We start from the raw sequence: 23,293 nt of genomic DNA on the forward strand, positions 1-23,293 counted from the left end.
GATGACAAAGAACAGTATGCGCCTGACCGGCGTCCGCAAGAGCTTCGGCGGGCTGGAGGTCATTCACGGCATCGACCTCGACATACCGGAAGGCGCATTCGTCGTCTTCGTCGGCCCCTCCGGCTGTGGCAAGTCCACCTTGCTGCGCATGATTGCCGGACTGGAAGAAGTCACTGACGGCGAGATTGCGATTAAGGGTCGAGATGTCACCGATCTCGATCCTTCCGAGCGTGGTATCGCCATGGTCTTCCAATCCTATGCGCTCTATCCGCATATGAGCGTGCGCGACAATCTCGGTTTCGGGCTGAAGATGGCACGCGTTGGAGCTTCGGACATCGAAGCGAGAGTCAGGGCCGCCTCCGCGATCCTCAAGATCGACCATCTGCTGGATCGCCGGCCGGGTCAGCTTTCCGGCGGCCAGCGCCAGCGTGTCGCAATCGGCCGGGCAATCGTGCGCAAGCCGGACGTCTTCCTGTTCGACGAACCACTTTCCAATCTCGATGCTGAGCTTCGTGTCTCCATGCGTATCGAGATCGCCCGACTGCATCGCGACCTCGGCAACACGATGATCTACGTCACACATGACCAGACGGAAGCGATGACGCTTGCCGACAAGATCGTCGTGCTCAAGGACGGCAGGATAGAACAGGCAGGCAGTCCGCGCGAGGTCTATGAAGATCCCGCCAATAGTTTCGTGGCGGGTTTCATCGGTTCACCACGGATGAACATGGTCCAAGCGGAATGGGTCGGTAGCGGTCTTGCAAACACGGCTGGCGGCTGCATCCAGACTGACATACGACAGGCAAGCCTGTCCCCCGGCGAACAACTGATGCTCGGCATGCGGCCGGAGCATCTGACAGTCGTCTCGGATCGGGATGACACCATTCGGGTCACAGTTGATTTCGACGAATATCTCGGCGGAACACGCTACCTTTACTGCCAGAGCGAAGATGGCCAAAGCCTGGTTGCCGAGTACCGCGACGGACCGGAGATCCAGCGCGGCGACATCATCCATCTCTACTGTCATCCTTCGCGCCGCCGCTATTTCGACGCCCAGGGAAACCGCCTGCGCTGATCGCTCAGTGGCCGGGTAACATCAGCCGGTCAGCGCCTGGCCAGAGCGACCACGTAACGACGAGTTCTGCTGCTGCCTAGCGGTCATCCCCATCAGATATGCAACTGTAAGCGTCACCGCCTCCAGCGCCAATCCTTGACCTCCGGCATATCCTCGCCATGCTGCCTGACATAGGCGTGATGTTCTACGAGCTTCGCCTCCAGGGCCTCCACGAAATCCGGCACTTTCTCCGCAAGACCTGGGACACGGCTGATTGCTTCGAGCGCGAGATGATAGCGATCGAGCTCGTTCAGAACCGTCATGTCGAATGGGGTAGTCGTCGTACCCTCCTCGATAAAGCCGCGAACGTGGATGTTTTGGTGGTTGGTGCGTCTATAGGTCAAGCGGTGAACGAGGTAGGGATAGCCGTGATAGGCGAAGATAACCGGCTTGTCCGTCGTGAAAATGCGATTGAATTCATGATGGTCGAGCCCATGCGGGTGCTGCTCAGGATCCTGCAAGGCAAGAAGATCGACGACATTGACCGTACGGATCTTCAGATCGGGGATCGCTTCATGCAACAGCATGACGGCAGCCAGCGTCTCCATGGTCGGAACGTCGCCGGCACAAGCCATGACGATATCGGGCGCGATCGTATTGTCCTCGTAGCTTGCCCAGTCCCAAATGCCAGCACCCGCTTTGCAATGGGCAATAGCTTCATCCATCGTGAGCCATTGCGATTCCGGTTGCTTGCCCGCCACGATGACGTTGATCCGGTCGTAGGTTTGAAGGCAATGGTCTCCGACCCAGAGCAGCGTATTGGCGTCCGGCGGGAGATAGATGCGGACAATATCGGCCCGCTTGTTGGCGACAAGATCGACGAAGCCAGGGTCCTGATGGGAAAAGCCGTTATGGTCCTGCCGCCAGACGTGCGAGGTCAGCAGATAGTTCAGCGATGAGATCGGCTTGCGCCATTCGAGTTCACGGCTGACTTTCAGCCACTTGGCATGCTGGTTGAACATGGAATCGACGATGTGGATGAAGGCCTCATAACATGAGAACAAGCCATGCCGTCCGGTCAGCAGATAGCCTTCCAGCCAGCCTTGGCAAAGATGCTCGCTCAAGACCTCCATCACCCGGCCATCGCGTGCCAGGTGAACATCATAGTCCTCGATATGCTCCATCCAGACCCGGTCCGTCACCTCGAAGACGCTGCCGAGACGGTTCGATTCCGTCTCGTCCGGACCGAAGATGCGGAAGTTCTTCTCGTCGGCATTAAGTCTCAACGTGTCCCGGAGATAATGCCCCAGGATCTCCGTCGATTGCACCTGCTTGCTGCCGCGTTCACCGATCTCGATCGCGTAATCCCCGATCGGCGGAACCCGAAGCTCCTTGCGCAGAAGGCCGCCATTGGCATGGGGATTGGCGCCCATGCGCCTTGTGCCGCGGGGCGCAAGCGCCTTCAACTCCACCTTGAGCTTGCCCTGCTGGTCGAAGAGGTCTTCCGGATCGTAGCTGCGCATCCAGTCTTCGAGGATCTTTCTGTGCCCCTCATCCTCACGGCAATTGGACACGGGTACCTGATGGGCTCGCCAGAAACCCTCTACTTTCTTGCCATCCACTTCTTTCGGGCCAGTCCAGCCCTTGGGGCTGCGAAGCACGATCATCGGCCAGCGCGGGCACTCAGCAAGAACGTTGCCTTGCCGCGCGGCGGCCTGGATCGCACGTATGCGGTCGAAAACCTGCTCGAAGGTCGCGGCCATCTGCTGGTGCATCTTTGCCGGCTCGTGGCCCTCAACGAAGAAAGGCTCATAGCCATAGCCTTCGAAAAGACGCTTCACATCCTCGTCGCTTGCGCGCCCGAGAATGGTAGGGTTGGCGATCTTGTAGCCATTGAGGTGCAGGATTGGCAAGACGGCGCCGTCCCGGGCCGGGTTGAGGAACTTATTCGAATGCCAACTCGCTGCCAGCGGCCCTGTTTCTGCTTCACCGTCCCCGACGACACAGGCGACGATCAATTCTGGATTGTCGAAAGCCGCGCCAAAGGCGTGCACCAGCGCATAACCAAGTTCGCCCCCCTCATGGATGGAGCCGGGCGTCTCGGGTGCGGCATGGCTCGGAATGCCGCCGGGAAAGGAGAACTGCTTGAACAGGCGCTGCATCCCGTCGGTGGTTTCTGAAATCTCCGGATAGATCTCGCTGTAGATCCCCTCGAGATAGGTATTGGCCACCATGCCTGGACCACCATGACCAGGTCCGCACATGTAAATGATGTCGAGGTCGCGTGCCTTGATGACACGATTGAGGTGAGCATAGATGAAGTTCAGGCCCGGTGTCGTGCCCCAATGGCCAAGCAGCCGCGGCTTGATATGTTCGGGCTTCAGCGGTTCGCGCAAAAGCGGATTGTTCATCAGATAGATCTGCCCGACAGACAGATAGTTTGCCGCCCGCCAATAGCGGTCGATCAGTGACAATTCCTCGGGCGAAAGCGGTGCGGCGATTGCGGTCATGTTCGTCTCCTCGTTTTCGTCACGCGATGAGCGCTATCGTCTCATCGGCGATCACTTGTTCCTCGTCGGTGGGAATTACGAATAGCTTGACGGCGCTGGAGGTCGCGTTGATCGAAGTCAAATTGCGCCTGTTGGCATCCTCATCGATTTCGACGGACAACCATCGCAACCTTTGCGCCACCCGAGACCTGATCTCCGGCTGATTTTCGCCAATGCCCGCGGTAAACACCACGGAATCGAGGCCACCGATCGTCGAGCACATCCGCCCGATCTCCCCGGCAATGCGCAGACAGAACAGATCGATGGCCGCGGCAGCTTCCGGACGCTTGTCCTGCAACAAGATGCGCGTATCGCCGCTGATGCCGGAGACGCCCAGCAGCCCGCATTCATGATAGAGGAAATCCTCGATTTTTTCGGGATCACGCAAGCCGCTTCGCATCACATAAAGCAGGGCACCAGGATCGAGCCATCCCGGGCGCGTTGCCATCGGAATACCGTCAAGCGCCGAAAACCCCATGCTTGTGTCGCAACTGATCCCGTTTTCCATGGCGCAGAGGCTGGCGCCGCTGCCGAGATGACACGCAATGACTTTGCCTCGTGCCCCCGCCGGATTGATCTCGTTGAGCTTCGAGGCGATGTATTTGTAGGACAGACCGTGAAAACCGTACCGGCGCACGCCGCCATCGTGCAACGCCCTCGGGATCGCAAGCCGCCTGACAATATCTGCTTGAGAAGAATGAAAGGCAGTATCGAACGATGCGGTTTGCCGAATATCGGGGCGAAGTTTTCGAAGTGAGCGAATGACGCGCAGCGCCTGCGGCTGGTGCAAGGGCGCGAGCGGGACAAGGTCCTCCACGCGTTCGATATTGGCATCGTCAAGCAATACCGGCCCTTGAAACTGCAGACCGCCATGAACAATACGGTGGGATGCCGCAAGCAGTGTGCCAGGGAGATGGCCAAGGATGTGATCGAGGGTCTCGCTGACGACGGAGACGAAATTCTCCGCGTTATCTCCTGTAAGCGTCTTTTCGTAACGGTCACCTCCGATCGAGTAAACGAGTGTCAGAGGCGCTTTATCGAAGTCGATCTTTCCGCGACCTATATTCCTGGCGTGGCGGCCCGTCTGTTCGAAGACCCCGATCTTCAGGGTCGAGGAGCCGGCATTGAATGTCAGTAGGATGTCGTCGGTCATGAAAAGCCTCGGATCAGAGGGTACTGCCACCCCAAGTTAGGGCATTTGTGCATGGAAGCAATCAAGCAAGCAGCCCCGTGCGACGCTATATCGCAACTGATAGTTGTCAGTCTTGTGACAGAGCTGACGGGCTGTGCCTTGGTGGTACAGGCGAAAAATCATTCGCACTTCTACAGTCTTGCAGCCCTGGGCAGATACGACGGGCTGCCGCAACAGCATCACCGTACGATTATCTCAGGAACTTCCTGAACCTTCCTAGAGCCAAGAAAAACAAAATCCCGCCGATAGCAAGCAAGGATAAAAGCTGCGGCCAGACGACATCTATACCAGCGCCTCGAAAGAGCACGGCTTGCGCCAGAATGACAAAATGAGTGTTCGGCGCAAGAAGCATGATGTTCTGAATGATATCGGGCATGCTTTCGCGCGGTGTCATGGCACCGGACAGGACCTGCAGCGGCAAGAGCACCAGAATCAGGAGCAAGCCGAATTGCGGCATCGAGCCCGCGACGGTAGCCAGAAATATTCCCATTGCCGTCGTTGCAAAAAGCTGGAGCGCTGTTCCAAGCAGAAACAGCGCCATCGAGCCTTCTATAGGTACACCAAGCAGACCCTTGACCACGACGAAGACAGAGAAAGCGGTGGCAACCAGGACCACGAGCCCCATCGACCAGATCTTGCTCAGCATGATCTCCAGCGGGGTTACGGGCATGACGAGCAAATGCTCGATCGTGCCGTGCTCCTTTTCGCGAATGAGGGCGGCACCGGTCAAGACGATCGAAAGCATCGTGATCGAGGTTATGATGTTGTTGATTGAGCCGAACCAGGATTTGTTGAGCTGCGCGTTGAATCTGGCCCGCAAGGTCAGCTCCACTGGCACGTTACTGGTAGCGCGATAGCGCTTCATGAACTCATCGACCTCGCTTGTGACGATGGTCTGGATATAGCCGCTCCCGGAGAAGGCCTGGCTCATGCGAGTGGCGTCGACATTAAGCTGAATAGCCGGCTGTTGCCCCGCCATGACCTTGCGTTGGAAGTCTGGGGGGATGTTGAGCGCAAAGGTGTCAAGGCCCGCATCCATTCGCTGATCCATCTCTGCGATGGAAATCTGCTTTGGCGGCACGAAATACGGCGGGTAGAACGCCGTGCTGATACGGCCAGACAGCGGCGACTGATCCTCGTCGACGATCGCGACAGCCGCGTTGTTCAACGTTTCCGGCAAGGCGCTGGAGCCGGTATAGATCTGCAGCGAGAATGCATAGACGACGAGCAGGAGGAGCATCGGATCGCGGGCCAGGCCACGCAACTCCTTGATCCCTAGCTGCAGGATATTGGACAGTGCCATGTCATCCCTCCTGCTTCTTGATAAGCAGCGTGCCCAGGATCGAAAGGATCGGGATCGCAATCAATAGCGGAATAAAGGAGCCGTAGAGGCCTGCAAAGTCGAGCGCCTTGGAGAAGGTGCCGCGAGAAATCGTCATGAAATAGGTTGCCGGATAGAGCTTGCCAATCAATGCACCTGCGCCCTGCAATGACGAAACCGGGTCGATCATGCCGGAATATTGCGTCGCAGGTATCAGGGTCAGTAGCGCAGTGCCAAAAATGGCCGCGATCTGGCTTTTCATGAAGGACGAGATGACGATGCCGATCGAAGTCGCGATGACGACATAGAGCAGCGCGCCCGTCAGATAGGTCAGATAGCTGCCGGTAAAGGGAACACGGAAAACCAGCGTGGCAAAGGCTGTCAGCAGAACAAAATTCAATACGCCCAGCGCGATGTAGGGCAATTGCTTGCCGATCAGGAATTCCAGCTTGCTGACGGGCGTGACGTATAGATTGATGATCGAGCCAAGTTCCTTCTCGCGCACGACACTCAAGGCTGCAAGCATTGCCGGGATGAGCATCAGCAGCAGCGGGATGACTGCAGGGACCATTGCCACCAGGCTTTTAACGTCCGGATTATAGCGAAAGCGCGTTTCGATCGTGAACGCGCCTTGCGTGGCTGCTGATCCATAGAGCTCCTTTGCCTTGCGTGCCAGCCATTTGGCGTGCATGCCCTGAACATACCCTCTGACCGTTTCGGCCCGTTGCGGCATGGCCCCATCGATCCATGCGCCGATCTCGACATTGTCGCCGCGCAACACGTTTCGTCCGAAGCTTGGCGGTATCTCGATAGCAAGACTGAGTTCGCCGTCGCGCATGCGGCGATCCATGTCGGCATAGTCCTTGATCGGTGCCTTTTCGATGAAATATCGCGAACCGGCAATATCGAGCACGTAGTCGCGGCTAATCGTCGAATCGTCGCGGTCGAGCACGGCAAAGGTCAGATCTTCGACATCGAGGTTGATGCCATAACCGATGACGAACATCAGAATAACGCTCCCGAGAACGGCAAGTGTACCGCGAATGGGATCGCGCTGCAGCTCCAGCGCTTCGCGGCGCGTATAGCTGAACATCCGTCGAAAATCGAAGAGCCGCCGGCGGGCCGGCATTGCGGATGGCCGGTGAGCGTTTGCCATCACGACAGGCTTGGCTTCCTCGCCTCGAACGATACCCGAGGCTTCCTCAAGATAAGCAATGAAGGCATCTTCTAGCGTCGCCGCGTCGCGGCTGCGGGCGATGGCCGCCGGTGTGTCGCTAATCAGCACCTTGCCCGCGTGCATCAGCGAAATTCGATCGCAGCGCTCGGCCTCGTTCATGAAATGAGTCGAGATGAAGATCGTCACATCGTCCTTGCGCGAGAGGTCCACGAGGATCTGCCAGAAAGCATCGCGCGCAACCGGGTCGACACCCGAGGTCGGCTCGTCAAGAATGAGAATATCCGGCGCGTGAATCATTGCAACCGCAAGCGACAGCCGCTGGCGGATGCCGAGCGGCAATGCGTCCGGCAGCGCGTCCATCACATTACCCAGCCCGAAGCGATCCGTCATTTCGGCGATGCGTGCAGGGATCCGCTCTTCGGGCAATCTGAAAAGACGGGCATGAAGATCGAGGTTCTGCCGGACCGTCAGTTCGCCATAAAGTGAGAAGGCCTGGCTCATATAGCCGACCCGGCGTCTGACCGCCATGTCGCTGGCGTCGACCTTGCGGCCGAAAAGCTTAGCTTCGCCTTCGCTCGCGGCAAGCAGGCCCGTCAGCATCTTCATCGTCGTGGTTTTGCCGCAACCATTCGAGCCGAGAAAGCCGAATATCTCGCCTTTGGGGATCTGAAAGCTGACATTGTCGACGGCGGTGAAATCGCCGAAACGCATGCTGAGATGGCTGGCCTCGATGGCGTAAACACCGTCAGCGGCCTTCGGACGTGGCGGAATAATGATGTCGTGGTGGTCACGCCGATCGGCCTCCGGAAGCAGAGCGATGAATGCAGCATCAAGATCGCTGGTCTGCGTGCGTTCAAGAAGTTGCTGGGGAGTACCGGTATCAAGGACTTTGCCGGCATTCATCGCGATCAGCCAGTCGAACTCGGCCGCCTCCTCCATGTAGGCGGTCGCGACGATGACGCTCATACCGGGCCGGCTTGCCCGAATACTGCCGATCAGCTCCCAGAATTGCCGGCGCGATAGCGGGTCGACGCCAGTGGTCGGCTCGTCGAGAATAAGCAGGTCAGGATCGTGAATGAGAGCGCAACACAATCCGAGTTTCTGCTTCATGCCACCCGACAGTTTCGCTGCCGGACGCTGCGCAAACGGTCCGAGACCGGTGCTGTCGAGCAACTCGGCGATCCTGGCTTTCCGCTCTTCCTTGTCCTGCCCGAAGAGGCGCCCGAAGAAATCGACATTCTCGAAGACGGAGAGGGTTGGATAGAGGTTCTTGCCAAGCCCCTGCGGCATGTAGGCAATCCGTGGGCAAGTTCGGTCGCGATGTCGGGCATCGCTCATGTCTCCGCCGAATACTTCTACGCGTCCCGTCTGCACGGCGCGGGCACCGGAAATCAGTGACAATAGGCTGGATTTCCCGACACCATCGGGGCCGATCAAGCCAGTCATCCGTCCCGAAGGAATATCAAGCGCGATGTTGTCCAGCCCGATCGCATTTTTGTAGACGAGCCTGACATCGGTCAGCCTGGCTACAGCGACATCGCCTTTGTCGTCGTTCAATGTCCGTTCGACAGTTTCGACCATGTCGTCAACCGCTACTTGACGAGCTTGCGTTCGAGCTTGTCAGGCCATTGCGCCTGCGGATCGAGGCGGACATAGGCCATGCCCGGCAGCCCCGTTTTGACATATTGGATGTATTTCTTCAGAAGCTCCTGAGGGATCTGGGCGCGAACGCGGAAGGTGAGTTTTTGCCTTTCCTCCTCGGTCTCGACGGTTTTCGGCGTGAATTGCGCAACGTCTGCAACGAACGAGACCTTGGCGGGGATCGTATATTGCGGCGCCGCATCGAGCACCAGACGAACGTCCGATCCGATCGAGGTCCGGCCCGCCTGTTCCGTCGGCAGGAAAAAAGTCATGTAGACATCGCCGAGGTCGACGAGATTCAGCACTCGGCCGCCGGCTGCAAGCACTTCACCCGGCTGGGCAATGCGATATTGTATCCGGCCATCCCTCGGAGCCTTGAGCGTGCTGTCGGATATATCCGTTTCTATGCTCTCGATCTCGGCCTTGGCGGCATCGACCGCCGCTTCTGCATCCACCACTTGCGCCTTGGCAGCGTTGATGGCGGCATCTGACGCCGCAAGAGCTGCCTGTGCCGAGGCAAGCGTTGCCTTGGCTGACTGCTCGTTCGCCTCACTGTCGTCGACAATTTGCTGCGAGACCGTGTTGCTGCTCAGTAGCTGTCTGTTGCGCGCATTGGTCTTACTTGCGGAATCGAGCTGGGCCTTGCGCTGTTCGATGACAGCCATCGCCGAGGTCTTCTCCGCCAGTCGCTGGGCAACAAGGCTATCCGCCGTATCGATCGAGATCTGCGCGCGACGAAGCTGCGCTTCTGCCTGGCGCTTTCGGGCACTGAGTTGAGCCGTATCCATTTGAGCAAGCGTCTGGCCGGCGGTGACGAAATCGCCCTCGCGGACCAGCAAATCCTGCAATCGTCCGGCAGTCTTGGTGGAAATGTCAATTTCGACGGCCTCGATGCGACCATTGCTTGCAGCAAAGCCGGCGGGAAGGCTGGGGGCATGGATCTTCGTCCATGCGTAGTAGCCAGCCGCGGCAATGATAATGATTGCGCCCGCAAGCCAGGTCTTTCGTGAAACAGCCATTGCACTCTCCATAACCATCGGCCCGCACGCTCTTGGGCCAAGCACTCAAAACACTTTAAGCTCTCAACTGCCCACCGGATGCCAGACCATCCGGTCGGTATTTCGAAACGGCTTCATCTCAAGCGACTCCATGGTCGGGCTACGGCTTCATCGAGCTCATCTTGAACGCAAAAATGCAATCGATGAGCGTGACCATACCAGGCAGATCGACAACGAATACGGGAGGCGCGTTCGTTAAGAGCGAGCCATACGCAACCTTACTGGTTACATCGGTGATCGCAGTTTCCTCAAGCTTCGTCGCCGTGAAGCCGGCGGCGATGATGTCAATGATGCCAGCAACCGCGAGGGCAATGGCATCAATTCTGCGCGCCGATAAAGCGCCGCTATCATGGGGGAGCCTCATCTGTTCGAACCGCGCCGGAGCGGCTTATCAGAATGCGACGGTAGCAAGGAGAGTTGTAGTTTTCAATGCTTCAAACAATTCAAGCGAGTTTCGTATTTCGGATTCGATGTGGTCAGTTGTAGCCCTCTGGCAAAGAGCAATGAAAAGCGGGAAGTCGCAAGAGTGGTCACCAGCGGCGAAGGGTCGCGGCTTATGCGATCGGCAACACGGGATGGGAAAGAGGAAGTGACTGGGTCGCGCCAATCGACCAGAAGCTGCAGCTTTTGCCAAGTCGCCAATGCATTTGAGTGCCGATGGAAATCGCCACCCTGACCGGACGCCAGATATTCCTTTTCAAGGTTTTCGACGCCGCTGGTTTGCGTAAACCGGCCAAATTTGCGGCGTCACCACCGAATCACTTCATGAGAGACGACGTGACGGGGTCGGCACGCATGCTTCGGCATGTCTTAGTCTGACGACGATCAGTATGAGAACATAACGTGAAAGTATAGTCTCGAAGACGGAGCAATGCGCTGCGGCAGGTGATCTGCGCTTCGGTCTGGGCGGCCGAAGTTCACTCCCACCGGCGTCGTAGGTTCACCGCAAGGCCATGCTCTGCGATAAGCGTGCGGTTACAGAATACCATTCTCGCAATCCAATTGCGGGTGCCGGCGCATAAGCCTCCGATGCCTTGCCCCCAAATTGACGGCAGCCTCAATCACGAGTGGCGGCACATTCGCGTAAAGATCGAATGTGCTCAGCCTTAGAAGGCGTCGCCGGTTTCCTGCCAGCTGCGAAGCAAGGCATGTAACTCTTCGCGATCCTTCCGGTCGAGCTGCGGCAGCCCTGGAACTCGAACCGGGCCGACATCCAGACCAGAATAGCGGACCGCTTCCTTGACGACCGTGACATTAGCGCCGTTACGGAACTTGGTGCGCATGCGCTCGAAAGGTTCAAGCTTGGCCACGATGGCACGCGCAGCAGCAAAATCGCCTCTGGCCAAGGCAGCATGAACGGCAAGTGACAGCTTTGGCGCCACATTGACCAGTCCGGAGGTGAAACCACGCGCGCCTGCTGCAGCGAAAGTCGGCGCCCAGCTTTCGGCCAAGCCACAAACGAACAGCGCACCATTTGGATCGGAGGCGGCAATCGACCGTGTCAGCAGCATCAGATCGGTTGTCGCAAACTTGATGCCGACGATATTTCCGTGTCCAGCCAGCCGAACCATATCGTCGACGCTGAACCCCTCGGCACGGACGTAAGCAACAAGCGGCAGAGGCGAAGCCTCCGCCAAATCCCGGAAGTAATCGATCTGTGCCGCCGGTGCGGCAAACGGATCCACCGGTTGATGCGACATGACGGCCGAAGCGCCGATCAACGTGGCGTCCTTCGCCATTCGGATGGCTTCGCGCAGCGAGCGGCCAATCGCCGCCGTAACCGGCGCCTTGCCATCCACACCGGCGACGGCAGCTTCGTGGACACGGCGGATTTCGTCCGGCGTCAACGCATAGAATTCACCGGTATTGCCGGCTGCAACGATGTTATGGATACCGGCAGCCGCGACGCGCTGGTAAACCCGAGCCGTTACCCGTGCTTCCACCTCGCCGCTTGCATCATAGGCCGTGACGGGAACGCCGGATACGCCAGTCAACGCGTGCCGCATGATTTCTACGCTCATCTTCCTACCCTTACCCTTCTTGCCCGCTGAGACGGACACGAACACGCTTCAAGACGTGCCTCACCTCTTCCCGCGTGTCCTCAAACTCCCTAAACGCCCTGGAACATGCGGGCGCGCGCATTCAATATGTGCCGCTTCATGGCATCGTGCGCTTCAGTCTCCTGGCGCTCAAAGATCGCCTCCACGATCACGGAATGTTCGTCCTGGACGCTGCGGATCTGTTCGGGCGTCCGCTTGAGGCTGAGACTTCGCGTGACGGAGTGACCAATGGCGAAATGCGGCCTGAATAACTCGCGGGCGGAGACATGAAATTGATTGCCGGTCGCGATCGCAATCGCATCATGCAGTTCCTGATCTTCCTCGGCGCCAAGCCGGCCCTCGCGCAGACATTGTTCAATCTTTTGCAGCGCAGCCGAAATCCGCTCCTTGTCGGCGGGCTGCCAGTTGCGGGCAGCAAGCTCCGCCGCTTCAGCTTCAAGCCCCGCGCGAAATTCGAAGAATCGCTGGACGTCGGCGAGCGATCCGACCGGCACCATTTTGAGGACTGACGAATCCGGCCTCTGGCGAACATAAGAGCCAGACCCCTTGCGGGAAACGATCAAACCGTCGGCACGCAGCCGTTCCAGTGCATCGCGAACCACAGGCCGTGACGCGCCGAACATTTCTGCGAGCCTGGCTTCCGCCGGCAGGCGTTCGTTGACCGGGAATTTCCCCTCCGCAATCATGGCGACGATCCGCTCATAGATGATGTCGCCGAAGCGCGTCGCGCCCGTAATCGGTTCGTTGGCGACAGAGAGTTTCATCATCATCCTTCTTGAATGCCAACCAGCGACAGCCATAGCGCATTTCCTGCGCGACAGGGCTACTAAATCTGTAAAAATCTGTCAACTCTTGTAATTATCTGAGAACAGAATATGGTCTCGACGCTGCGCCAGAAGGGTGCATCGCGGCAGGTCGGGAGCTTGTCGCATCGGTTGAGGCAAAGCCCGGCCGAGGTTAAAATGGGAGGGATTCGATGCGCGATGAAATATTGTCCCGCGGCGTCAGCAGACGTGCCGTTCTCAGCGGCATGGCAGGAATGGCAGCGCTGTCTCTAGCCGGCCGCGTCAGCGCAGCCAATGCGGGCGGCGAAGCACCCGCGCTGGCTCAGCTCGTCAAGGACGGCAAACTGCCGCCGCTGGCAGACCGGCTGCCGAAAATGCCGATGGTCCTCACCCCTTACGAGAAGGTCGGGACCTATGGCGGCACCCTACGACGGGGCCTGCGGGGCTCCTCCGACCATAACGGCATTCTGCGCATGGTGGGCAATCAGAGCCTGGTGCGCTGGAACCTCGAATTCACTCAGGTCCTGCCGAACCTTGCTGAGCGTTGGAATGTCAATGCCGACGCCACGCAATTCACCTTCTACCTCATTCAGGGCGCGCGTTGGTCTGATGGGCATCCGTTCACGGCCGACGACGTGGTCTTTGCCATCGAGGACTGCGTCAAGAACACCGATCTCTATAGCGCAACACCGGCGCAATTGACCGTCGCTGGCAAGCCTGTCGATGTAGCGAAAATCGACGACTATACGGTGAAATTCAGCTTTGCCGCACCGAACGCGCTTTATCTGGAAAATCTCGCAACCCCGCTCGGTCAGCATCCGACGCTGTTTCCAAAGCATTACTGCAGCCAGTTTCTGCCAAAATACAATCCGAACGTCGCCGAAGATGCCAAGAAGGCTGGCGTCAGCAACTGGCCCGAACTCTTCCGCGCCCGCTGCGGCGATATCGAAATTCCTTCACGCTGGGGCAATCCGGACAAGCCAACGCTCGACCCCTGGGTCATCAAAGAGCCCTATAGCGGCGGCGCCACCCGTGTCGTCATGACCCGTAACCCCTATTTCTGGCAGGTCGATACAGCCGGCAATCAGCTCCCCTATGTCGACGAGATCAACTTCGGCATCTCGCAGGATGTGGAGTCGCTGATGCTGAATGTGATCTCGGGCAAGGTCGATATTCAGGAGCGCCACATCAGCGTGCTCGCGAACAAGCCGACGCTCTCGCAGAACATGAAGAAGGGCGACTATCGCCTTCTCACTCTTATTCCTTCCAGCTCGCAGCAATGCCAGATCTACTTCAACATCACCCATAAAGATCCGGCCATGCGCAAGATGTTTGCCGACAAGTCCGTCCGGCAGGCGCTGTCGCTCGGCGTCAATCGGCAGGAAATCATCGACATCGTCTACTTTGGCCAAAGCCAGCCGTATCAAGCCGGACCGCGGCCGGAGCATCCCTGGTACAACGAAAAATACGCACGTCAATTCACCAACTACGATCCGGACAAGGCCGGCGCGATGCTCGATCAGGCCGGCTACGGTAAGAAGGATGCCAACGGTTTCCGCCTGCGGCCGGACGGCCAGAAAATGTTCTTCACGATCGACGTCATTCCGACCCTCTATCCCGATCTGGTCGATGCTTTGGAACTGGTCAAGGCACATTGGGCGCAGATCGGTGTCGACATGAAGGTCAACACGATCGAGCGTGCCCTTTATTATACCCGTGGTGACGACAATGCGCACGACGCACAGGTTTGGCCCGGACCAGGTGGCCTCGACCCCATGCTCGATCCGCGCGATTTCTTCGCCTTTCATCCGCAGGGTTCGCGCTACGCAATCCCATGGTCGGTCTGGTACACCTCGAACGGCAAACAGGGCGAGGAGCCGCCGGAAAGCCAGAAGAAGCGCATGAAGCTCTTCGACGAGGCGCGTTCAACGGCCGATCTCGAAAAGCGCGGCGCCGTGATGAAGCAGATCTTCGACATCGCCGCCGAAGAATTTGAAACGGTTGGGCTTTGTCTTGCGGTCGGCGGTTTTGGCATTATCCGCAACAATCTGCACAATGTTCCCGAAAAACAGCCGGACAGCTGGTCCTGGCCGAATCCGGGACCCGCTATGCCGCAGCAGTTCTTCTTCACCAGTTGATCACACCGATCAAGCGCCGTCCTCCATGGGCGGCGCTCTCCTTCATGCGGAGCTGCCCGTGGCAGCGCTTACTGCGAGAAATAGCCATGCTGGTCTTCATCGGTAAACGCCTCTTATGGATGATCCCATCCCTCTTCGCCATCAGCTTCCTCGCCTTCGTGCTGATCCAGCTACCGCCGGGCGATTATGTCACGACCTATATCGCCACGCTCGCCTCGTCGAATGAGGTGGTCGATCAGAATACGGCTGCTCAGCTGCGCGAGCGTTTCGGCCTCGATCAGCCGATGCTCATCCAATATCTGAAGTGGATGTGGGGCATTCTTTCGCGCGGGGATTTCGGCATCTCATTTGAGTGGCAGCAGCCGGTCTCGGGCCTCATCTGGGAACGCATGGCGCTGACGCTTATTCTGGCGCTGGCAGCCCTGATCGCCACCTGGGCCATCGCCTTGCCGATCGGCGTCTATTCCGCCGTGAAGAAATACTCGATCGGCGATTATTTCTTTACCGCCTTCACCTTTCTTGGCCTCGCCATCCCCTCCTTCCTGCTGGCACTGGTGCTGATGTATGTCGCCGCCGTCGAGTTCGGTCAGGATGTCGGCGGTCTCTTCTCCTCCGAGTTCGAGACTGCGCCCTGGAGCATCGCCAAGATGCTGAACCTCCTGTCGCATCTCTGGCTTCCCGTGATTATTCTCGCGGTGTCCTCGACCGCCAGCCTGATCCGCGTCATGCGCGCCAATATGCTCGACGAGCTGCCAAAACCCTATGTGACGACTGCGCGGGCAAAGGGTCTCTCGGAGTTTCGGCTTCTGGTCAAATACCCGCTGCGCATCGCGCTCAATCCCTTCATTTCGACGATCGCCTGGCTGTTGCCCAATCTCATTTCGGGTTCCGTCGTCGTCGCCATCGTTCTCAATCTGCCGACGGCGGCGCCATTGCTGCTTCAGGCCCTGATGGCGCAGGACATGTATCTTGCCGGCGCGTTCGTGCTTCTGATCTGCGCGCTGACGCTGATCGGGTCACTCATCAGTGACATCCTGCTTGCCCTCGTCGATCCCCGCATTCGGTTGGAATAGGAGCAGCCCATGGCCGATATTGCCGTTACAAATCTCCGTCCCGACCGAAACGCCGTGGCATCGCAATGGCAGCTGATCTGGTGGGCATTCCGCCGTCACAAGCTTGCCATGGTCGCCCTCGTCGTTACCGTGCTGATGTATATCGTTGCGATCGTGCCGGGCTTCTTTGCGATCAACGATCCCAATCAGCAAAACGCACGCGCAACCTTCCACCCGCCGCAACGGGTGCATTTCATCGACACGGACAATGGCTTTTCCTTCGGGCTGCACTACTACCCGTTGAAACTGACAAGAGACCCGGAAACGCTTGCTGCCATTTTCAAGGAAGACACCACGAAGCCGGTCTCCATCAGCCTGTTCGGGCGCGGCTACGAGTACTCCGTGCTCGGCCTTTTCACGACCAACATCCATCTTCTTGCATCGTCGGATAAAGCGACGCCACTCTTGCTGTTCGGTGCGGATCGGCTCGGCCGCGACGTCTTCAGCCGCACGGTTCAGGGCGCGCAGATTTCGTTATCAATCGGGCTCGTCGGCGTGTTCTTCTCGCTGGTGCTCGGGATCGTTCTTGGAGGAATTTCAGGCTATTACGGCGGCAAGCTCGATTTCTTCATCCAACGCTTGATCGACTTCGTGCTGTCGCTGCCCACCATTCCGATCTGGCTCGCCATGGCGGCGGCTCTGCCGCAGGGTTGGCCAGCAGCGCTGCAATATATGATGATCACCATCATCCTGTCTCTGACCGGCTGGGCGCAGCTTGCCCGCGTCGTGCGCGGTCGTTTCCTATCATTGCGCACCGAGGAATTCGTGGCTGCAGCAAGACTGGACGGCGCCAGCGAAGGGCGCATCATCTTCCGCCATATGCTGCCAAGCTTTGCCAGCCACATCATCGCCTCGATCACGCTCGCGGTCCCAGCGATGATCCTCGCCGAAACGTCCCTCTCCTTCCTAGGGCTTGGGCTGCAGCCGCCGACCATCTCCTGGGGGGTTCTACTGCGCGAGGCGCAGAACATCCGCTCGATCGCAACGGCGCCGTGGCTGTTCCTGCCCGGTGTTGCCGTTGTCATTGCCGTCATGGCGCTCAACCTTCTTGGCGATGGCCTGCGCGATGCGGCCGACCCCTACAACAAATGAGGCGGGCATGACCGACATTGTTTGCATGAACACCGCTCGCCCATTGCTGCAGGTCAAAAACCTGACCGTCGACTTTCCGCTGCGAACCGGCACGTTTCGCGCAGTCGACAATCTATCCTTTGCCATAGAACCGGGAAAAACGCTCTGCGTCGTTGGGGAAAGCGGCTCGGGTAAATCCGTGACCGCCCGCTCGATCCTACAGATTGTCGATGCGCCCGGCCGCATCACCGCCGGCTCCATCATCCTGGATGGCGCAAACAGCAGTTCCGTCGATCTCGTCAAGCTCAATCCGCGCGGGCGACAGATCAGGTCGATCCGCGGGCGTGACATCGCCATGATCTTTCAGGAGCCGATGGCCTCACTGTCGCCGGTCCACACGGTCGGCGACCAGATCATGGAAGCGCTGCGCCTCCACATGAAAATGAGTAAGGCTGAAGCACGCGCCGAGACGATCTCCCTGTTGAAACAGGTAGAAATCCCCTCCCCGGAAAAGGCGATCGACCGCTACGCTTTTCAATATTCGGGTGGCATGCGCCAGCGCGCTATGATCGCTATGGCGCTTGCCTGCAAACCGCAGCTTCTGATCGCCGACGAGCCGACGACGGCACTCGATGTAACGACGCAGGCCGAGATCCTCGACCTCATCGCCCGGCTGCAAAAAGCCAATGGCATGGCGGTCCTGTTTATCACGCATGACATGGGCGTCGTCGCTCAAATCGCCGACGACGTGCTCGTCATGCACAATGGCGTGGTCAAAGAATACGGCCCGGTCGAGCAGATCTTCCATGCGCCGAAGGACGATTATACGCGCATGCTGATCGGCTCGGTGCTGAAGCTCGAGCGGAAGGCCGAAATCCGCCTGGCACGGCCGCCGCTCGACAGAGCCGCGGTGCCGATCCTCGAATTGCGCAATGTGTCGATGGCCTTTGGCGAGGTTCGCGCGCTCAACGATGTTTCGATCTCGCTTCTGCCGCGCGAGACGCTTGGTATCGTTGGTGAGAGTGGATCGGGCAAGACGACGATGGGCCGCTCGATCATGCGCCTGATCGATCCGACCGCCGGGGAGATTCTCTATCGCGGTTCCGATGGCGGCATTACGGATCTGGCAAGCGCTAAAGGGGTAACTCTTGCAGCAGCACGCCGCGAGCTGCGTATGGTGTTCCAGGACCCCTTCGGCTCGCTCAATCCGCGCATGACCGTTTCGCAGATTATCGGCGAGCCATTGCTGGTCAACGGCATCGCCAAGGGCCGAGCGCTTGATGAGCGCGTTTGCCACCTAATGGAGCAGGTCGGGCTCGATCCAAGGGCGCGCGAGCGCTACCCGCACGCCTTCTCCGGCGGCCAGCGCCAGCGCATCGGCATTGCCCGCGCCATCACTCTCAATCCACGCCTGATCGTTGCCGACGAGGCAACCTCGGCTCTCGATGTTTCCGTGCGCTCTCAGGTGCTCGATCTGCTAATGCGCCTGCAGGACGAACTTGGTCTCGCCTATATCTTCATCAGCCATGACATCGGCGTCATTCGCTACATGTGCGACCGGGTCGGCGTCATGTACAAGGGCCGCCTTGTCGAGGTTGGCGATGCCGACAAGGTCTGCAACGCACCCGAACATGCCTATACGCAAGCGCTGATCTCAGCCATCCCGCGCCCCGATCCGCGTGATCGGGACCGCTCGCGGCGCTTCCGCTATATCGAGCCTGAGACCGTCAAAAACGGGAGTGCTGCCTGATGGCTTGCATCCTCACGGCCCCAACAATCACGTGCCGCCGCTTTGGCTCGACTTGGCAACGGTTTTCCCACCTGCGGCGCCTCCCATGCCGCATCCATGTCAATCGATAGAAGGAAAGTTAGATGAAGATCGACCGCATGCGGGTGTATATGACCCGTGACAAGGATCGCCCGCGCGTCATCGTGGCGCTTGATACGGATGACGGACTGACCGGCTGGGGCGAGTGCTACAATCACGGCCCCGATCTGGCACTGCCGCCGATCCTCGACTATCTCTACGGCTTTATCGCCGGCCAGGATCCTAGCCGCATCGACTATCTCATCAACCTCCTGATCCAGCAGAGCCGCTTTCCGCCGGGAGCCCTCGGCCTTTCGGCGATTTCCGCGCTCGACCATTGCCTCTGGGATCTCTCAGCCAAAGCCCTCAATGTACCGGTCTACAAGCTGCTCGGAGGCGCGGTGCGCGATCGAATCAAGGTCTATGCCGGCGTCTACACCGCACCGGACGCGCCGGCCGCTCGCGACGAGCTCGACCGGCTGAACGCAGAATGGGGCTTTACCGCCTTCAAGCTCAGCCCCTGGCGCATCGACATGCATGCCCACCGCTGGGGCAATGTCGTCAAGGCATCGGCCGATTATTTCCGCTCGCTACGTGAGACCGTGCGCGACGACTATGAGATTGCCTTCGACGCCCATGCGAAGATCTTCGAACCGGTTGCCGCACGCCAGCTCGGCAACGCACTCGCACCTTACGATCCGCTTTTCTATGAGGAGCCGCTGCGCCCCGAAAATATCGAGATGTGGGGCGAACTGAAGCAGGGTCTGAATTGCGTGCTCGCAACCGGCGAATCCCTCTATAACCGCAACGAGTTCCTGCGCCTGTTGCAGGTCAAGGGCGCCGACCTCATCCAGCCCGATATCTGCGTCGTCGGTGGTATCAGCGAGATGCGGCGCATTGCGACCATTGCCGAGGCGCATTTCGTCGGCGTTGCCCCGCACAATCCGATGGGTCCGCTCGCAACCGCCGTCAACGTGCATTTCTCGGCCGCCGCACAGAACTTTAGGATACTCGAATACCGGCTGCCGAAGGGCCAGGCCTATGTCTATGGTGGCAACGAGGTCGAGCAGCGGCAGGGCGAAACCCGCTATGTCGTCGATCCCTATCTGCCGAAGGATGGCTATCTCGAGCTTCGGCCCGACCGGCCCGGCTGGGGTGTCGATATGGATGAAAAGGCAATGGAAGAGGAAGGCTATATCCATTGGCAGCGGCGGGTGCCAAAACGCCCGGATGGATCCTATGCCTTCGCCTGAGCGGACGATGCGAGCCTGAATGCAGAATCTGCATCCAAACCGACAGAGGAGCGGCCTTCAGCCGCCCCTTTTTTTGACGTAAGTCATCACATGGGCTTGCCGGCGATCACTTCGCGCCTGCGGCACCTGGATTGCTAAGATCCTCTCTTCGTGGAGCCTTCGGTATCATGCGGCCGATGACGAGAACCAACAGCGCCGCAGCCAGAAGACAAGCAGCAAGGAAGAACATCGGCGCGATCGTGCTGCCGGTCGAATCCTTGATCCAGGGAACGACGTTCTGGGCGACAAAGCCGCCGAGATTGCCGACCGAATTGATGGCAGCCAGTCCCGCCGCAGCGCCTGCCCCTTGTAGGAAACGCGACGGCAGGCTCCAGAACACCGGCTGCCCGGCGAAGATCCCGGCGGCCGCGACACACAAGAAGGCGAACTGCAGGGCATGGTCGGGAACAACGGCAGAGAGAACCAGACTGACCGCGCCGGCCAATGCCGGCAAGACGATATAGGGCGTCTTGGACTGCGCCTTGTCAGCCGCTGCCGGCACTGCATAAAGGGCGACGGCGACGAGGAGCCAGGGAATGATGTTCAGGAAGCCGTTCGTCGTGTTGCTGACGCCGAAATTCTTGACGATGGTCGGTAGCCAGTAGCTCAGACCATAGGCAGCCAGCGGGAAGCCGACATAGCAAAGCGCCATCAGCAATACGCGCGGATTGATGAGTGCGCGGAAACCATCAGCGGCATTCTTCTCCATGCTCGAATTTTCCGCCGCGAGCCGGTCCTTGAGCCATGTCTTTTCCGTATCGCTGAGAAACGACGCCCGGGCCGGCAGATCTGGAAGAAAGAAGAGCGTGATGATCCCAGCGATAACTGCAGGTATGCCGGTGACGAGGAAGACCCATTGCCATCCGGCCATGCCATAAAGGCCGTTCAGATCGAGGAGCATACCTCCCAGCGGCGCACCGATCGCATTAGCAAATGCACTGAAAATCATGAACAGACCGACCATCGTGCCGCGATAGGCGGACGGGTACCACAGTGTCAGGAGATATAGAACGCCGGGAAAGAAGCCCGCCTCGCAGGCGCCGAGCAGGAAGCGGAGGATGTAAAACATCGTCGCATTCTGCGTGTAGGCCAGGGCGACCGTGACTATCCCCCAGGATATCAGGATGCGCGCGAACCACTTGCTTGCGCCGAACCTGTCGAGAAGCAGGTTGCTCGGCACCTCAAAGATGAAATAGCCGATGAAGAACAGCGAGGCGCCGAGACCATAGGCATATTCGCTCATGCCGAGATCGCCGACCATTTCCAGCTTCGCGTAGCTGACATTCTGACGATCGATATAGGCGATCAGATAAAGGATGCCCAGAAACGGCATGAGCCTCCAGGTGATCCTGGAGATGAGCTGCTTTTCATCAACCACGCCTCTTCCTCCCAGAAAAATGGTTCTGATTGATATAGATAGCGTAACTGGCCGTTTATCAATGCGCTAGTCGGCAAAGCTCACTTTGCCCATCGAGCTTGCGGGTGACGCAGGTGGCTACATGTCGCCAATGCGAGAGGGCAGCCCCGAGCGGATCCCTTAGGCGACGCGTTCGAACTGCGTGCGAATATGCTCGATGTAGTGCTGGCCGGGCGAAGATGCCTTGACCATGGCCAGCGCCGCCTTCTGCGGCACACCGGTGAACTGGCGTTCCTCGCCATTCTTGAAACGGATATACAGCCGCCCGTCATCGGGGCGGAAAAATACGGACTTGATGATTTTCGACGAAACCAGAAGTTCTTGCATGGGGTCACCTCACTTTCATCGGGCTTTTCGCATAGAAACCCCAAAAGATGGGTGAAGTGACCTAGTTAATGAAAGATAGAGTTGTATCAGCGGATTTTAGCGATTGCCTTTCAAGAGCTTACTGCTCTTTTGGCAGGGCATCGTCGGCATAAAGCGCCGCAAATTCCGCGCTCGGCGGTATCGGCTTTATAATGTCGATCAGCACACCGTTCGGATCGGCGGTGATGAAGTGGCGCTGACCGAAGGCTTCGTCGCGAATGGCAAGCAAAATGGGCAGGCCGGCCCGCCGCACACGATCATAAACGGCATCGACGTCATCCACCTCGAAGTTAAGCAATAGTCCCGCAACCCGCCCGCGGCCCTGCTCCGGAATGGTTTCATGCTGCCCGTCCAGAATGGCCAGGTTGATCGCGCTATCCTGCCCATGCTGCAGATGCACGTACCAGTCGCTGGCGAAATTCTCCTGAAAACCGAAATGCGTCCTGTAGAAAGCCGCAGTCTCCTCAACGCGCTCCGTCATGATGACCGGATAGTAGCTTGTCACCTTCATGCTTCACTTCTCCTCAAAAAAGACATACAGTCTGCCTGTATTTTCGCAAATAACATACAGGCTGCATGCATGCAAGACTATCGCTCCAATCGAGAAAGAACCGAAAAGACAAAGGCCGCGCTCATCGCAGCAGCGCGCGCCCTGTTCGTTGAAAAGGGGTATGCCGAAACATCGACGCCGGAGATCGTGGCGGCGGCTGGCATCACGCGCGGCGCGCTCTACCATCACTTCGAGGACAAGCGCGCCCTCTTTCGCGCCGTCGTCAAGGAGGAGGCGTTTGCCGTCACAGCCGCGATCGAAGCGGCGACGCCTGATCGTCTTTCAGCTCTTGATGCACTGATCGCCGGCAGCAATGCCTATCTCGATGCGATGCGGGTGAGCGGCCGCACACGGCTTTTGCTGATCGAAGGACCGACAGTGCTCGGATATCTCGACATGAAGCAATTGGACGAGGAAACAACGGCACTGACCCTGCAGCACGGGCTGGAAGCAGCACTCAATCCAGGCAACACTTCCGGCATCCCAGCCGACGCACTTGCCGACATCCTTTCAGCAGCCTTTGATCGGGCAGCCCTAGCAGTCGATACCGGCGGTGATGCGGATCGATATCGCGCAGCGATTGCGCATCTGATCAAGCATATTGCGGGATGAGGAACACGCCCGCCTGACGGTTGGAGATCGCAGTTCGCCCGCCACGCAAATACCGGCTGCTCGGACTGTTTGATGCTCATCGCGACGGGCG

At 58.6% G+C, this 23,293-nt stretch carries 18 protein-coding genes; 7 read left to right on the forward strand and 11 right to left on the reverse strand.

Features of this window, described 5'->3' with window-relative positions; genetic code table 11:
• Position 1 precedes the first annotated feature (1 nt).
• A complete protein-coding gene (locus QD461_RS17200) occupies positions 2-1,075 on the forward strand; it encodes an ABC transporter ATP-binding protein (RefSeq protein WP_414088819.1) in 1,074 nt (357 codons plus the stop codon).
• A 113-nt stretch (positions 1,076-1,188) separates the two neighbouring features.
• On the opposite strand, the gene QD461_RS17205 is transcribed toward QD461_RS17200, so the two are convergent.
• The 8 genes from QD461_RS17205 to QD461_RS17240 all read right to left on the reverse strand — a co-directional run bounded on the left by QD461_RS17205 (position 1,189) and on the right by QD461_RS17240 (position 12,816).
• Positions 1,189-3,564 carry a phosphoketolase gene (locus QD461_RS17205; RefSeq protein WP_414088820.1) on the reverse strand — a complete coding sequence of 792 codons (2,376 nt, stop codon included), beginning with the start codon at positions 3,562-3,564 and terminating at the stop codon, positions 1,189-1,191.
• A gap of 19 nt (positions 3,565-3,583) precedes the next feature.
• The gene (locus QD461_RS17210; protein ID WP_414088821.1) at positions 3,584-4,756 is read right to left on the reverse strand and encodes an acetate/propionate family kinase; all 1,173 of its coding nucleotides are present in this window, start codon (positions 4,754-4,756) and stop codon (positions 3,584-3,586) included.
• A 229-nt stretch (positions 4,757-4,985) separates the two neighbouring features.
• On the reverse strand, positions 4,986-6,098 hold the full coding sequence (locus tag QD461_RS17215; RefSeq protein ID WP_414088822.1) for an ABC transporter permease: 1,113 nt from the start codon (positions 6,096-6,098) through the stop codon (positions 4,986-4,988).
• Position 6,099: 1 nt separating this feature from the next.
• Positions 6,100-8,874 carry a ribosome-associated ATPase/putative transporter RbbA gene (gene rbbA, locus QD461_RS17220; protein ID WP_414088823.1) on the reverse strand — a complete coding sequence of 925 codons (2,775 nt, stop codon included), beginning with the start codon at positions 8,872-8,874 and terminating at the stop codon, positions 6,100-6,102.
• Positions 8,875-8,885: 11 nt separating this feature from the next.
• Complete coding sequence (locus QD461_RS17225) at positions 8,886-9,953, reverse strand: HlyD family secretion protein (RefSeq protein ID WP_414088824.1); 1,068 nt, start codon at positions 9,951-9,953, stop codon at positions 8,886-8,888.
• A gap of 139 nt (positions 9,954-10,092) precedes the next feature.
• On the reverse strand, positions 10,093-10,356 hold the full coding sequence (locus QD461_RS17230) for a hypothetical protein (protein ID WP_414088825.1): 264 nt from the start codon (positions 10,354-10,356) through the stop codon (positions 10,093-10,095).
• 742 nt (positions 10,357-11,098) lie between these two features.
• Positions 11,099-12,013 (reverse strand): dihydrodipicolinate synthase family protein, encoded by a 915-nt coding sequence (locus QD461_RS17235; protein WP_414088826.1) that lies wholly within the window; start codon positions 12,011-12,013, stop codon positions 11,099-11,101.
• Positions 12,014-12,102: 89 nt separating this feature from the next.
• Positions 12,103-12,816 (reverse strand): FadR/GntR family transcriptional regulator, encoded by a 714-nt coding sequence (locus QD461_RS17240; protein WP_414088874.1) that lies wholly within the window; start codon positions 12,814-12,816, stop codon positions 12,103-12,105.
• A gap of 212 nt (positions 12,817-13,028) precedes the next feature.
• Here QD461_RS17240 and QD461_RS17245 point away from each other — a divergent pair, with 212 nt between their 5' ends.
• The 5 genes from QD461_RS17245 (at position 13,029) to QD461_RS17265 (ending at position 20,218) form a co-directional block, all read left to right on the forward strand.
• Positions 13,029-14,975, forward strand: coding sequence for an ABC transporter substrate-binding protein (locus QD461_RS17245; RefSeq protein WP_414088827.1), 1,947 nt, complete (start codon positions 13,029-13,031; stop codon positions 14,973-14,975).
• An 86-nt stretch (positions 14,976-15,061) separates the two neighbouring features.
• Positions 15,062-16,048, forward strand: a complete 987-nt coding sequence (locus QD461_RS17250; RefSeq protein ID WP_184706859.1) for an ABC transporter permease — start codon at positions 15,062-15,064, stop codon at positions 16,046-16,048.
• A gap of 9 nt (positions 16,049-16,057) precedes the next feature.
• Complete coding sequence (locus QD461_RS17255) at positions 16,058-17,179, forward strand: ABC transporter permease (protein WP_414088828.1); 1,122 nt, start codon at positions 16,058-16,060, stop codon at positions 17,177-17,179.
• A 7-nt stretch (positions 17,180-17,186) separates the two neighbouring features.
• On the forward strand, positions 17,187-18,908 hold the full coding sequence (locus QD461_RS17260) for an ABC transporter ATP-binding protein (protein WP_414088829.1): 1,722 nt from the start codon (positions 17,187-17,189) through the stop codon (positions 18,906-18,908).
• A gap of 122 nt (positions 18,909-19,030) precedes the next feature.
• Positions 19,031-20,218 carry a galactarate dehydratase gene (locus QD461_RS17265; protein WP_414088831.1) on the forward strand — a complete coding sequence of 396 codons (1,188 nt, stop codon included), beginning with the start codon at positions 19,031-19,033 and terminating at the stop codon, positions 20,216-20,218.
• Between the two features lie 106 nt (positions 20,219-20,324).
• On the opposite strand, the gene QD461_RS17270 is transcribed toward QD461_RS17265, so the two are convergent.
• The 3 genes from QD461_RS17270 to QD461_RS17280 form a co-directional block, all read right to left on the reverse strand.
• Positions 20,325-21,635 carry an MFS transporter gene (locus tag QD461_RS17270; RefSeq protein ID WP_414088832.1) on the reverse strand — a complete coding sequence of 437 codons (1,311 nt, stop codon included), beginning with the start codon at positions 21,633-21,635 and terminating at the stop codon, positions 20,325-20,327.
• Positions 21,636-21,794: 159 nt separating this feature from the next.
• Positions 21,795-22,001 (reverse strand): KTSC domain-containing protein, encoded by a 207-nt coding sequence (locus QD461_RS17275; protein WP_414088833.1) that lies wholly within the window; start codon positions 21,999-22,001, stop codon positions 21,795-21,797.
• A 118-nt stretch (positions 22,002-22,119) separates the two neighbouring features.
• Positions 22,120-22,551 (reverse strand): VOC family protein, encoded by a 432-nt coding sequence (locus QD461_RS17280; RefSeq protein WP_414088834.1) that lies wholly within the window; start codon positions 22,549-22,551, stop codon positions 22,120-22,122.
• A gap of 69 nt (positions 22,552-22,620) precedes the next feature.
• Between QD461_RS17280 and QD461_RS17285 the strand changes: the two genes are divergently transcribed.
• Complete coding sequence (locus QD461_RS17285; RefSeq protein ID WP_414088835.1) at positions 22,621-23,202, forward strand: TetR/AcrR family transcriptional regulator; 582 nt, start codon at positions 22,621-22,623, stop codon at positions 23,200-23,202.
• Positions 23,203-23,293: the final 91 nt, after the last annotated feature.

The sequence above is a fragment of the Rhizobium sp. BR 314 genome, from assembly GCF_047445805.1.
In the GTDB taxonomy this organism is placed as follows: domain Bacteria; phylum Pseudomonadota; class Alphaproteobacteria; order Rhizobiales; family Rhizobiaceae; genus Rhizobium; species Rhizobium lusitanum_B.